The 13043-nt window shown below is 67.3% G+C and carries 9 protein-coding genes; 3 read left to right on the plus strand and 6 right to left on the minus strand.

What is annotated here, in order from left to right; genetic code table 11:
• Positions 1-602 precede the first annotated feature (602 nt).
• On the plus strand, positions 603-1793 hold the full coding sequence (locus CR918_RS19050) for a benzoate/H(+) symporter BenE family transporter (protein ID WP_099844464.1): 1191 nt from the start codon (positions 603-605) through the stop codon (positions 1791-1793).
• Here CR918_RS19050 and CR918_RS19055 read toward each other — a convergent pair.
• From CR918_RS19055 to egtB, 4 genes are all read right to left on the minus strand, one after another.
• Positions 1787-2347, minus strand: a complete 561-nt coding sequence (locus CR918_RS19055; protein ID WP_099786369.1) for a DUF2628 domain-containing protein — start codon at positions 2345-2347, stop codon at positions 1787-1789. The two genes, CR918_RS19050 and CR918_RS19055, sit on opposite strands and share 7 nt — an antisense overlap.
• 30 nt (positions 2348-2377) lie before the next feature.
• A complete protein-coding gene (locus CR918_RS21470) occupies positions 2378-4513 on the minus strand; it encodes a lytic murein transglycosylase (protein WP_099844685.1) in 2136 nt (711 codons plus the stop codon).
• Positions 4514-4650: 137 nt separating this feature from the next.
• Complete coding sequence (gene egtD, locus CR918_RS19065; RefSeq protein WP_099786368.1) at positions 4651-5628, minus strand: L-histidine N(alpha)-methyltransferase; 978 nt, start codon at positions 5626-5628, stop codon at positions 4651-4653.
• Complete coding sequence (gene egtB / locus CR918_RS19070) at positions 5625-6896, minus strand: ergothioneine biosynthesis protein EgtB (RefSeq protein ID WP_099844466.1); 1272 nt, start codon at positions 6894-6896, stop codon at positions 5625-5627. Before egtB ends, egtD begins: the two co-directional genes overlap by 4 nt.
• Before the next feature lie 146 nt (positions 6897-7042).
• On the opposite strand from egtB, the gene CR918_RS19075 reads away from it, so the two are divergent.
• Positions 7043-8344 (plus strand): GGDEF domain-containing protein, encoded by a 1302-nt coding sequence (locus CR918_RS19075; protein WP_099786384.1) that lies wholly within the window; start codon positions 7043-7045, stop codon positions 8342-8344.
• Here the strand turns inward: CR918_RS19075 and CR918_RS19080 are convergent.
• Positions 8326-8718, minus strand: coding sequence for a YchJ family metal-binding protein (locus CR918_RS19080; protein WP_099844467.1), 393 nt, complete (start codon positions 8716-8718; stop codon positions 8326-8328). The genes CR918_RS19075 and CR918_RS19080 overlap by 19 nt on opposite strands.
• Positions 8719-8790: 72 nt before the next feature.
• Here CR918_RS19080 and CR918_RS19085 point away from each other — a divergent pair, with 72 nt between their 5' ends.
• Positions 8791-9570 (plus strand): sulfite exporter TauE/SafE family protein, encoded by a 780-nt coding sequence (locus CR918_RS19085; RefSeq protein ID WP_025875666.1) that lies wholly within the window; start codon positions 8791-8793, stop codon positions 9568-9570.
• A gap of 92 nt (positions 9571-9662) precedes the next feature.
• Here the strand turns inward: CR918_RS19085 and CR918_RS19090 are convergent, their stop codons facing one another.
• A complete protein-coding gene (locus CR918_RS19090) occupies positions 9663-13043 on the minus strand; it encodes an ATP-binding protein (RefSeq protein WP_032978542.1) in 3381 nt (1126 codons plus the stop codon).

A 13043-nucleotide genomic window follows, 5' to 3' on the forward strand; every position in this document is an offset into this window, starting at 1 on the left:
AATGATTCTGGCAACGTATCGCTTGCTTTAAAACAATTAATAGTTGCTTGATCAAACGTCTGCAAGATGGACAATCATCCTTCCTGCAGGCGCCTTCACAAGATACCTGCGCATACTTTCAAAGATCTTGGGAAGTGGCCTCAGCGCCATTCCCGTGTGCTGCGAAGTTTCCTTCGTAGCGAGCCGCCCATTATAGCCGGCTTTTCCGCTTCGTCAACACCTTTTTTCAAGGCCGTCTCACCGAAGTGGACGTTGTTGCCGATGCTGCTTCGGCGTTGGACCCGAAGGCCTTTCGTCGTTGCGAGCCGCCTATTATGCCGGACTTTTCGAGTCCGTCAACACCTTCGTTCGATGATCTCGTCCGGCGGTGGTGGCGTTGCTGTTGGCGTTGCCGGCTTCCGAAGAAGTCGCCGCGCTGCAGCAAGGGAGCGAATTCTAGAGATCCTGCAGAATTCGTCAACACATTTTTTTCAGGAGCATGACAACGCATCGGCTGCTGCATGCACAACGGGCGTGCAACGATCACGGCGGCGTTGCCCGCGCGTTGCGCGGTCAACGCCGCAGGCGCTATCTATAGTCGGATGCATACAGGAAGGAAGACGATGGACACGAAGGTACGACAGGGATGGTGGCGCGATCTTTCGATGCCGGCGATCGTCGCCGGCTTCATCACCGTGCTGGTCGGCTTCGCCAGCTCGGCGGTGATCGTGTTCCAGGCCGCGCAGGCCGTGGGTGCCGACCAGGCCCACATCGCCTCGTGGATGTGGGCGCTGGGGCTGGGCATGGGCGTGACCTGCATCGGCCTGTCACTACGCTACCGGGTGCCGATGGTCACCGCATGGTCGACGCCGGGGGCGGCGATGCTGGTCGTCGGTGCGGGTGGTGCCTCTCTGTCCGAGGCCACCGGTGCGTTCCTGCTTGCGGCAGTGCTGGGCATGCTCGCTGGCTTCTCGGGAGTGTTCGCCCGGCTGATGAAACGCGTGCCCATGGCCCTGGCCGCCGGCATGCTGGCCGGTGTACTGCTGCGCTTCGGGCTGGACGTGTTCGTGGCGATGAACACCCAGCGCGTGCTGGCATTGGCCATGTTCGCTACGTGGCTGCTGGGCCGCCGCCTCTTCCCCCGCTATGCGGTGATCGCCACCCTGCTGGTCGGCATCGCCATCGCTGCCAGCCAGGGTCTGCTGCATGCACAGCAGGTGCACCTGCAACTGGCGGCACCGCAATGGGTCACTCCCTCGCTGTCGTGGACGGCGATGGTCGGCATCGCCCTGCCCCTGTTCGTGGTCACCATGGCGTCGCAGAACATTCCCGGTGTGGCGGTGATGCGCGCCTCCGGCTACGACGCGCCGGTGTCACCGGTGATCGGCTGGATCGGCGTGGTCAACACGCTGCTGGCGCCCTTCGGTGCCTACGCATTGAACCTGGCCGCCATCACCGCGGCGATCTGCATGGGCCGTGATGCCCACGAAGACCCGGCACGGCGCTACACGGCGGCGATGGCGGCCGGCGCCTTCTATATCGTCATCGGCCTGTTCGGGGCCACCGTAGCGGCCCTGTTCGCTGCCTTTCCCAAGGAACTGGTGGCCTGTGTGGCCGGCATCGCCCTGTTCGGCACCATCGGCAACAGCCTGGCCAGCGCATTGGCGGTGGAGCGCGACCGCGAGGCCGCGCTGGTCACTTTCCTGGTGACCGCCTCGGGCATGACGCTGGCCGGTGTCGGTTCTGCGTTCTGGGGCCTGGTCGCCGGAACGCTCTGCCTGTGGGTGCTGCGGCCGCGTTCGCCGGCTCAGTGATAGGTCTGCAGGAGGCCCTGGGTGATGTAACGCAGCGCGTAGATCAGGCCCAGGCAGACCACCACGGCCGAGGCGCGGGTGCCACCACGGCGAAGCAGCTCGGCGCGGATGCGGTTCGGCTGGCCGGCGTGGGTCGCCTGCACCCTCGCCAGCAGACGGCTGCAATGGCGCAGGTACAGGGCGTTGGCGAAAATGGCCAGGGCGATACGCGGGAGCAGCATGCCAAAGGCGATCTGCGGTATGCCCGCGTCGGCCAGCAGCATCAGGATCGGCAGCAGCGTGGTGACCAGGTAGAAGCCGATGGCGGCCAGGTACATCCGGCGATGCACCATCCACAGGATGCCGAACAGGAAGGCGGGCCAGTTCCAGCGGCGCGGAGGCTTCGGCAGCGCACTGTCCACATGCCAGAAACGACGGTAGGCGGCGGCATTGGGCCCGACCACCAGCGTCAGGTAGTCGGCATCTTCCAGTGCAGTGCCTACATCGGCGTCAGCGCCGGGCGCCAGATAGGGATTCTCGCTACCGGGCGAGGTCTGCGGATCGAGGGTGCTCATGCTGGCCATCCGTGCCAAGGGGGAAGCCCGCTATAGCGGCGCGCTGGACAGGATCTGAAGCAGAACATGACGCCCGCCCGGTGCCACGGTGACCACATCGGGCCCGGCGTTGGCCGCTTCCAGGCAGACATAGTCGCGCCAGCCGTCACCGACATCGGCCATCCTGGCGGCACCTTCGGCGCCAGGGTTCCATGCCACCAGCGAGCGGCTGCCTTCGGTACGGAGGTCGATGCGGCGCTTGAGCACCGGGTCGCGCAGCACATAGTGTCCGCCGGCCTGGGTGTAGATGCGGTCGCTGCGGCCCGGGTCACGCGGATCGCGCAGCGACCAGGGGCCCTGCTGGCGGCGCGGCTGGGCGTAGTTCTCGAACTTGTCGAGGTAGTCCAGGCCGTCGACGCCGTCGACATCGACCTTGCTGGCGTCACCGACACGGAAGTAGTTGTGCAGCGCCTGGGTGATGGTGGCCGGAGCCTTGCCGGTGTTCTCGGTGACCAGCTGCTGGCGCAGTTCACGGCCGACACGGACGGTCATGGTCAGGCGCAGGCCGAGGTTGTCCAACGCCGGCGGGGCCAGGGTCAGCTCGATGCTGCCATCGTCGAGCCGGCGCGCCTGCTGCAGTTCCCAGGGCAAGGTGCGCACGAAACCGTGGGCGGGCACGTCGTCGCCCTGCCCCTGGCGGCCGAAGTAGGGCCAGCACACCGGGCTGCCGCCACGGATCGGCGTGGGCAGCGCGGCACGCTTGGGCGAGAGCCACATCAGATCGGGCTGGCCCTTGGGCACGAACGAGAGGAGTTGGCCGCCGAACACGCTGATCGCGGCGGTGGCCTGGGGAGTTTCCACCAGCCAGGCGTCGAGTCCCTGGAACTGGCCACTGCTGACACCCTGGATCTGTTGCACGCTGGATCGACTCCGGATGGCCGGCGACTGCACGGCACTGTAGTTGTTGGGAAGGCTGAAGCGGGTCGGCGCGGCTGGCGCCTGTGCCTGCGGTTGTGCCTGCAGCGCGCGCAGGATGCGCTGGCCGGCGCGACCGTCGGCGTCGGCCCACCCGAGCCGACGCTGCTCGACCTGGATGGCACGACGACTGGCGGTACCGATCATGCCATCGGCGGCGCCGATGTCATGGCCGCGCGCGAGCAGCAGGGTCTGCAGCTGGCGGCGCTCGTCGCGGCCAAGGCCAGGATCATCGGTTGGCCAGGCGGTGACCAGGCCGTTGCTGCCACGCAGGCGGTCGGCCAGGGTGGCGATGGCCAGCGCATAGCTCTCGGCCGCGTTGTAACTGTAGATCGCGTCGTAATTGCGGAACACCAGCAGCGCCGGGCCTTTTGTCCCGGACGGCAACAGCAGCGCGGCGCGGGCATCGGCGGGCAGGCCGGACGGTGCCAGCGCGCTGCCGTCCAGGCCGGTCACGCCCAGTGCGCGCCAGTCGGCCAGTGACCGGCGCTGGGTGCGTCCCGACTGGCTGGCGTTGAAACCGGCGGGGACACGGACTTCCATGCCCCAAGGTTCGCCGGTTCGCCAGCCGGCACGCTTCAGATAGTTGGCGGTGGAAGCCAATGCATCGGGAATGCTGCCGACCAGATCGCGGCGACCGTCGCCATCACCATCAACGGCAATGCGTGCGTAAGTGCTGGGCATGAACTGGGTGTGGCCGAAGGCACCGGCCCAGGAACCGGTCAGGCCCTGCGCCTGCAGGTCACCCTGGTCGATGAGCTTGATCAGCGCCAGCAGTTCGCCGCGGAAGAAGGGTTGCCGGCGGCCGGCACAGGAGAGCGTGGCCAGCGACTGCAGCAGTGGGCGTTTGCCGAACACGCGGCCGTAGTCGCTCTCCACACCCCATACGGCGACGATGGTGACTGGATCGACGCCGTACTGCGCCGATACGCGCTGAAGCAGCTCACGGTGCTGCTGCAGCATGGCGCGACCGTCGTCCACGCGCTGGCGATCGACCAGTGCGGCCAGGTAGTCCCAGATCGGCGTGGTGAACTCCGGCTGCGCATCGAGCAGCGGCAGCACGGTAGGGTCGGGCTGCAGTCCGGCGGTGATCGCATTTAAGCGGTCAGCGGCAATGCCCTGGCTGGCAGCCGTCGCCTGCAGGCCCGCCATGCAGCGGGCAAACGCGGGATCAGCGGTTGCCGCTGCTGCCGGCGGCGCGGCCGCTGGCATGGCAAGCGCGGCGGCCAGGCCGAGCGTGGTCAGAATGGGCATGGCGTCCTCCGTGTTGCCGGTGCTGCAGCCATGGTAACGCGGAGGGGCGACAAGGTTGGTCCAGATTGCCGGCCAGCGGCCGGTACTACCTGTGCCTAGGGTGAGGGGCGCAGGAGGCGCAGGCCATAGGCGGGATCGTCCGCGTTCCAGGATGCCGCCACCTCCAGCCCTGCCTGCTGCAGCAGGTGGCCGAAGCTGGCATCGGTGTACTTGTGGCTGTACTCCACGCGGATCGGTTCGCCAGCGCTGAAGTGGAAGGTACGGCCGTCGAGATGCACGTCCTGCTCGCGCTGGCTGACCAGATCGGTTTCGATGCGCAGGCGTGCGGTGCTGTAACGGGCCCGGTGACGGAAACCGTCGAGATCGAAATCGCTGCCGACCTCGCGGTTGAGACGCGCCAGCAGGTTCAGGGTGAAGGCGGCGGTGACACCGTCGGCGTCGTTGTAGGCGGCCTCGATCAGTGCCGGGTCCTTGTGCAGATCGATGCCGACCAGGGCCAGGCCGTGCTTGCCCATGGTCTGGCGCATTGCGCGCAGCAGCGCGATCGCATCCTCATCGGCGAAGTTGCCCAGCGTGGAGCCCGGGAAGAACAGCAGCCGGCGCGCGGCAGGCCGCTCGGACGCGGGGACCTGCACAGGGCGGGTGAAGTCGGCACACACCGGCAGCATTTCCACGTCCGGCAGCGCCGGGGCCAGGTGGTCGATGCTGGACAGCAACGCCGCGCGCGAGATCTCGATGGGTGTGTAGGCCACCGGGTCCTGCAGGGCAGCCAGCAGGCGCGCGGTCTTGCGGCCGCTGCCGCTGCCCAGTTCGACCACATGCACGCGCGGCCCCACCGCCTGCGCGATCTCCGGCAACACCCGATCCAGCAGGGCCAGTTCGGTGCGTGTGGGGTAGTACTCGCGGGTGTGGGTGATCTGCTCGAACAAGCGCGAGCCGCGTGCGTCGTAGAAGTACTTGGAAGGCAGCTGCCGTGAGGCGTGCGACAACCCCGCCACGGCGTCGGCAAGGATCTGCTGGCGGCCGGGGGTAAGGTCGGTCAGCGCCTGCAGCGCATCCTGGACGGTACTCATGAAAGATCCCTTGCCAGGCGCAGGCCTGAGAACTGCCAACGCGCCGGTGGCATGAAGAAGTTGCGGTAGCTGGCCCGTACATGGCCGCGCGGCGTGGCGCAGCTGCCACCGCGCAGGACCCACTGGCCACACATGAATTTGCCGTTGTATTCGCCGAGGTTGCCGGCGAAGGGACGGAAGCCGGGATAGGCGCCATAGGCGCTGCTGGTCCATTCCCACACGTCGCCGAACAACTGGCGCAGTCCGTCGCCCTGCCCTGCCATCGGGTGCAGATGGTCGTCATCGGCGAAGTGGCCTTCGACCGGCTGCGAGGCGGCGACCGCTTCCCATTCGAATTCGGTGGGCAGGCGGGCGCCGGCCCAGCGTGCGCAGGCATCGGCTTCGTAGTAACTGAGATGACAGACCGGCGCATGCGGATCGAGCTCGCGCCAGCCACCGAGGGTGAACTCGCGCAGCAGGTCGTCATCCCAGTACAGCGGATGCTGCCACTGCTCGGCCTCGCGCAGCGCCCAGCCTTCGCTCAGCCACCAGCGCGGATCGCGGTAGCCGCCGGCGTCGATGAAGGCGCGGTACTCGGCGTTGCTGAGCGGGCGTTCGGCGATGGCATGCGCAGGAAGCAGCACGCGATGCACGGGCGATTCATTGTCATAGGCGAAGGCCGTGTGCTGCGGCCAGGCGGACGCACCGATGCTGACGATGCGTTCGCCCTGTTCGACCCAACCCTGCGTGCCGAGGGCGCTGACGGCGATGGGCAGGTCTTCGCGGTACGGCGGCTGTAGCGGATTGCACCAGAAGGCATGCTTGATGTCGGTGAGCAGCAGCTCCTGGTGCTGTTGTTCGTGCTGCAACCCGAGCTGCAGGTGCTGCAGGGCGTCGCTGCCGAGATCGCCATCGCGCAGTCCTGCCAGCACCTGCTCATCCACATGCTGGCGGTAGGCGTGGACCTGCTGCAGCGAGGGCCGCGACAGCAACCCGCGCTGAGGCCGTGCGTGGGCGGGGCCGAGACTCTTGTAGTAACTGTTGAACAGATAGTCCCAAGCCGGATCCCAGGGTGTGTAGCCGGGCTGGCTGGCCAGCACGAAGCGTTCGAAGAACCAGGTGGTGTGGGCCAGGTGCCACTTGGCCGGGCTGGCATCGGCCATGCTCTGCAGCAGGGCGTCTTCCGGGCTGAGGGGTGCGGCCAGCTGCACGCTGCGCCCCCGCACATGGGTGAAGTGGCGGGCGAGGTCACGCTGCGGGGCAGCGACGGCGGCGGGTACGCTGTCCATGCGACCAGCTTCGACCGCGGCCGGTGAGCGCGATGTCATGGCCCGGTGCCGCGGTGTTCACATCAGGCTGCGCGTATTCAAGAAGGACGCCGCTGCGCCGCTAACGGCAGTGCTGCGGCCGCGTCGTGACCGCGCTGGAATTCCGTGTGTCCCATCATCCGCTTCGACAGCCTGTGCACTATCTGTTCGTGCTGCCCGCCGTGCTGGTCGCGCTGGTGCTGTGGGCGAGCCTGGAAAGTGATGATGTCGGCCGCGCCGGGCAGCGCATCCTGCCGTGGTTGCTGGCCTGCCTGGGTGCAGGGCTGGCGCTGCTGTACAACCAGGTGCGCACGCTGTGCCTGTTGCTGCTGGTGGCGCTGGCCTTCGCGGTGCTGCACCAGGACCTTGGGCACTACCTGCGCGAGGGCCGGGTGACGGCGTTGACGCCACTGCGCTTCCACGCGATCTCGACCTGGCTGCCGTTGCTGTTCGCCGTCCATGCGTTGTGGCCCGAACGTGGCCGCCGCCGCCAGGACCTGCTGCTGAGGGCCACGATCAGTGGTGTTGCGGTGGCGATCTTCATCCTGCTTGCCGTACAGCAGCCGCAGGGCATGCACGACCTGCTGTCGAACCGGCACTTCCTCTGGATACCGAGCGACTGGAACGCGCTGGCGCAGCTGCCTGCCGTGCTGTTCCTGCTGGCCACCGCTGCGCTGGGATGGCAGGCGTGGCGCCAGCCGCGGCCGCTGCATACGGCGATGCTGCTGGCCCTGCTGTGCCTGTGGTGGATGCTGCCGCGGATCTTCCTGCAGCCGGCACTGCTGCCGGCGCTGAGCGTAGCGGCACTGCTGCTGATGCTGGGCGCGACCCTACAGGAGTCCTTCCACATGGCCTTCGGCGACGAGCTGACCGGCCTGCCCGGTCGCCGTGCGTTCAACGAGACCCTCAAGCGCGCCACCGGCACTTACAGCATCGCGATGATCGATGTGGATCATTTCAAGAAATTCAACGACACCCACGGCCACGACACCGGCGATGACGTGCTGAAACTGGTGGCCTCACGGTTGTCGCGGGTGGGCGACGGCGGCCGTGCGTTCCGTTATGGCGGCGAGGAATTCGCCGTGGTTTTCCTCGACCGCCCGGCATCGGCCTGCGTGGATGCGGTGGAGGCGCTGCGACAGGGCATCGAGCAGAGCCGCATGCAACTGCGCGACCGCAGCACGCGCACCCGCGACGATACGCTCGGCCAGCAGCAGCGCGGGCGCGGCGGTGGCGGTGCGGTGGTGCAGGTAACCGTCAGCATCGGCCTGGCCGACAGCCGGGTCGATCGGCGCCCTGCCGGGGTGGTCAAAGCGGCCGACCAGGCGCTGTATGCGGCCAAGGAGGAAGGCCGCAACCGCGTGTGCGCGCATGGCGGCCAGCGCGTGCTGGCCGTGCGCGGCAGCCACGCTCAGACGGCGTCGAGGTAGTACCAGCGACCCTCGACCCGCAGGAAGCGGCTGTGCTCGGTCATTTTCACCGCGCTGCCGCCACCGACGCGGTAACGGGCGGTGAAGCGGACCTCGGCGCTGTCGCTGCCAGTCACCTGGTGGTCCTGCACGGTCAGGCCCAGCCATTGGGTACGCTGGCCGGGGGCATCATCGAGCGACAGTTCTGCCGGACGGGTGTCCGGGTGCCAGGTGGCACGCAGGTAGTCCGACAGGTGGCGCACATAGGCGCTGTAGCGCGAGCGCATCAGGCGCTCGGCATCCGGCGCGGCGGCGCCGGCATGGAAGCGCCCGCAGCAGGCAGCGTAGTCGGCGGCCAGGCCACAGGGACAGGGATCGGGGGCGGTTCGGCTCATGCGGGTATTGTCGCGTGGGCGGCGGCAATGTGACAGGCGTATGCTGTCGCGCCCCCACTTCGATCGATCGCCGTGCTGGAACTGATTCCTCCTGAGTTGTGGTGGCTGGTGGTGATCGCCTTCATTGCCGGCCTGGTCGATGCGGCCGTGGGCGGCGGCGGACTGGTGCAGCTGCCGGGCCTGTTCACGGTACTGCCGCAGCAGACCCCCGCGATGCTGTTTGGCACCAACAAGTTCAGCTCGATGTTCGGCACCGGCGCAGCGGCATGGCGCTATGCGCGCAACGTGCGCTTCCCGTGGAAGCCGGTGCTGTTCGCCGCCGGTACGGCCTTCGTGTTCTCCTTCCTGGGCGCTACGGCGGTCAGCCTGTTGCCCAAGGACGCAGTGCGGCCGCTGGTGCTGGTGCTGCTGGTGGCGATGCTGGCCTACACGCTGTGGAAGAAGGACTTCGGCGCGCTGCACCGGCCGCAGGACATCGGCCGCCGCGAGCTGGTGATCGCGCTGGCGATCGGTGCGGCGATCGGCTTCTACGATGGCTTCTTCGGGCCCGGCACCGGCAGCTTCCTGATCTTCCTGTTCGTGCGCTTCTTCGGGCTGGACTTCCTGCGCGCGTCGGCCGCGTCGAAGGTGGTGAACCTGGCGACGAACGTGGCGGCGATCTCGTTCTTCGTACCGACCGGCAACATCCTGTGGCTGTTCGCGCTGCCGATGGCGGCGGCCAACATCATCGGTTCGGTGGTGGGCACGCGGTTGGCGCTGAAGGGCGGCACGCCGTTCATCCGCAAATTGTTCGTGGGCCTGGTGGTGGTGCTGATCGCGCGGATGGCGTGGGATACGTTCCGCAGTGCGTAAAGGCGGTTGCCGGCCAGCGGCCGGCACCACCACTATCGGGGTTCATGACCCGGTAGGTGCCAACCTTGGTTGGCACAGCGTTTCCAGAGCGGTCAGGCTTCGGCTTCTTCCGGTTCGTCGGCCTGCTGGCGGCTGCGCTCCGGCAGCTTCAGGCGCTTGCCTTCTTCGTCGTACTCGATGAGCAGCACGCCCGAATCGTGGCGGCCACTGATCTCGACGAAGCAGGCGCCACCGATGAACGGTTCCAGCGTCATCACCGATTTCAGCGGGGTGGCCACCACCATCTGGAAACCGAAGTTGTCGAAGATGTTCATCGCCAGCGCGGTGAACTCGTTGTCGGCCTTGTCGAAGGCTTCGTCGAGCACGACTGCGGCGTAGCTGGGCAGCTGGCTGTCGGCGCCGCCGAGCTGGTAGCGCAGCGCCGCCGCCAGGCAGGTGGTGGCCAGCTTCTGCCGCTGGCCACCGGATTTGCCGGCGCCGCTGCGGTAGATCTCGACCTGCTGGCGCGTTTCCACATCCAGCTCCACGCCGATGAACTCCACGTGCAGGCGTACGTCCAGCACCACTTCGCGCCAGCGCTTGTCTTCGCCTTCCTGCGAGCCGAGGCGGTTGACCAGCTGGCGCAGGACGGTGAACTGCGTTTCCGCCAGGTCGCGCTGCTCGGTCTGCTGCTGCGACAACACCTCGCGCAGCTGCTGGTGGAACTCCTGCACTTCCGGCAGGCGCCGGTCGTTCAGTTCGATGGTCAGCAGGGTGCCACGGTTGAAAGGCACCTGCTCCAGGCTGGCGTTGACTTCGTCCAGGCGCTGGCCGATCGACTTGCGGGCCTCCGCGCTGTGACGCTGCAGCGCGAGCAGGTTGTTCTTGCTCTGGTTCTGCAGCAGGTCGAAGAAGCGTTCTTCGTGCTGCGGCAGGCCATCGCGTTCAAGGCGTTCGAGGCGAGCGAGGAAATCCTCGGCCGAGGCCACCGACACGGTGAAGTCGCCCGATTCTTCCGGCCACTGCTGGATGAAGCGACGGAAGCAGCCCAGCAGCAGGTTCTCGATGCGGTTGACGTCCTGCTGCGAAGACGAGAGCTGTTCGTTCAGCGCGTTGCTGACCTGGCGCATGTGCGCTTCCAGCGTTTCCAGGCTGAGCGGGCCCTGCTCCTGCAGGCGCTCGGCCAGGCCGGCCTCCTGGTCTTCGGCCAGCGCTGGCAGGACCAGTGCACGGCTCTGCTGGCGGGCACGGTCCAGGCGGTCGCGTTCGCGCACCAGCTGGCCGCGCTCGACGCGGGTGTCTTCGTAAGTGCGGCGGGCCTGCTCGATATCGGCGCGGGTGGCGTCGATCTGCTGGGCGATCCTGGCCAGGTCGGCATTGCCTTCGCGCAGGGCGTGCAGGCTGGCCTCGATGTCGGCCAGGCGCTGCTGCGGCGCGGCGACGTCGATTTCGTTCCAGCTGATGCCCACCAGCTGGTGGCAGGCCAGGCGACGTTCGTTGTCGCGGTCACGCTGGCTGCGCAGGCGCGCGATGTCGGTATCGCAGCTGGCGATACGGGCGGCCAGCTCCTGGGCTTCCTTCTCGAAGACGGCCAGCTTGTCGCGGTTGCTGAAGCCCAGCAGCCAGCGGCGGCGATCATTGACCGCACTGCGGTCGTCCTTCTCGAAACGATCGCCCGGATGCTTGACCTGGCCTTCGCGGGTGATGCCGCGGTCGACGTTGCGCAGCTGCTTGGCGTCCACGCACTCGTAGTCGAAGCGCTTGCCCAGCTCGCGGCGCAGCCAGCTTTCGAACACGTGATCGCGCAGTTCCAGCTTGTGCAGCAGCGACTTGGCGGACGGTTCGCGGGCGAACGCATCATCATTGCGACGCACGCGGTAGTAGGTGAAGCGCATCCCCAGGTGGGTGCGGTTCACCCACTCGGCGACGTCGTTGTAGTGCTTGTCATCGACCAGCAGCGATTGCGCGAAACCACCGAGCACGCGCTCGATCGCGCCCTGCCAGCTCTGCTCTTCCGAGCGGACCTGGATCAGTTCGCCGACGAACGGCAGGGCCGCTTCGGAGATGCCGGTTTCTTCGGCCAGGCGTGCGCGCAGCTTCTGCATCGGCGCAGGAATGCTGGAGGGTGTGCGCTGCATCGCCTCCAGTTCGCCACGCACTTCGGAGAAGCGTCGCTCGTCGTCGCGCTTGCCGCCCAACCGTTCGCTGATGGCGTCGTCCAGGGCGCTCGACGCACGCTGACGGTCTTCCAGTTCGGACTGCGCCTGCTCCACCAGCTCGGCGAAGCCATGTGCATCCTCGGGCAGCGCGGCCTGCAGCTTCTGTGCGGCGTCACGCGCCTGCGCCTGCTTGGCCAGGCGGCGATCACGTTCGGCTTCGGCGCGGCCCTGCTCGCGTTCCAGTTCCTCGATGCGCTCACCACCCTGCTGGCGGCGCTGCAGTTCCAGCTCGGCCAGTCGTTCGGTGTGGTTGTCCAGCGCCGCTCGACGCTGCGCTTCTTCGCCCAGCAGGCCACGATCGCGCGTGTCCATCTCGCGCAGGCGTGCTTCGATCAGCAACTGGCGGCGGCTTTCGCGGAAGCTGTCGATGCCGAGCTTGAGCGCTTCGTCGTCGCCGCGACGGCGACTCATCGCCTGCAGATCGCCATAGTGCTCGCGCGCCGGCTGCAGGGTTTCGACCTGACGCCGCGCGGTGACCACGGCCTGGTGTGCGCCATCGAGTTCGGCGAAATCGCTGACCAGTCGTTCGGCAGCGTCGAAGGTCTTCGGCGTGTCGAGCATGAAGTCGCGCAGGAAGACGTTCAGGTCACCCAGGTTCTTCGCCGACTGCGTCTTGTGCAGCAGCCGCAGCGCCATCTCGTTGTCGATGCCGAGCAGGTGGCGGAAGCGTTCGGCATAGCCGGAGAACGTGTCGAAGTGATGGACGTCGGCCAACTTCTGCTTGAGCTTGCGCAGGTCCAGATCGAAGCCGCCCAGATCCTTGGCGATGTCGAACGGACGTTCGGCAATCATGTAGTGCTTGCGCACGTCACCGGCGGAGGTGCTGCTGCCGGCAATCCAGAGCAGGCGTACCAGGCTGACCACGCGGCCATCGCCGGCGCGGTACTCCAGCACCAGCGCGGTCCAGGTCGCGCCCTTGCGCAGGTACTGGGTGGCGATTTCACCGGTGCCACTGTCCTGCTGGTCGGCCCACGCGCCGCGCACGTAGGACACCAGGTTGCGGTCGCGGCCGCTGCGTTCGGCTTCACGCGCTGCGGCGTTGAAGTCGACGATGGCCGGTGGCGTCAGCAGGGCGGACATGGCATCGAGCAGGGTCGACTTGCCCGAACCGGAGCGGCCGACGAACAGGAAGCCGCGCTCGGCGATCGGCACTTCGGTCAGGCCGTTGAAGGTGCCCCAGTTGTGCACCTGCAGGCGGCGCATGCGGAACTGCTGCAGGCGCGGGTCCGGCAGGCCTTCGTTGAACAGGGCGGGAGTGTGCTTGGAAATGGCCAT

The sequence above is a fragment of the Stenotrophomonas indicatrix genome (genome assembly GCF_002750975.1).
GTDB classification, from domain to species: Bacteria; Pseudomonadota; Gammaproteobacteria; order Xanthomonadales; family Xanthomonadaceae; genus Stenotrophomonas; species Stenotrophomonas indicatrix.

Coding starts and splice junctions, on each gene's coding strand:
- CR918_RS19050 (WP_099844464.1), top strand. CDS start 603: ATGGACACGAAGGTACGACAGGGATGGTGGCGCGATCTTTCGATGCCG.
- CR918_RS19055 (WP_099786369.1), bottom strand. CDS start 2,347: ATGAGCACCCTCGATCCGCAGACCTCGCCCGGTAGCGAGAATCCCTAT.
- CR918_RS21470 (WP_099844685.1), bottom strand. CDS start 4,513: ATGCCAGCGGCCGCGCCGCCGGCAGCAGCGGCAACCGCTGATCCCGCG.
- egtD (WP_099786368.1), bottom strand. CDS start 5,628: ATGAGTACCGTCCAGGATGCGCTGCAGGCGCTGACCGACCTTACCCCC.
- egtB (WP_099844466.1), bottom strand. CDS start 6,896: ATGGACAGCGTACCCGCCGCCGTCGCTGCCCCGCAGCGTGACCTCGCC.
- CR918_RS19080 (WP_099844467.1), bottom strand. CDS start 8,718: ATGAGCCGAACCGCCCCCGATCCCTGTCCCTGTGGCCTGGCCGCCGAC.
- CR918_RS19090 (WP_032978542.1), bottom strand. CDS start 13,043: ATGGCCATTTCCAAGCACACTCCCGCCCTGTTCAACGAAGGCCTGCCG.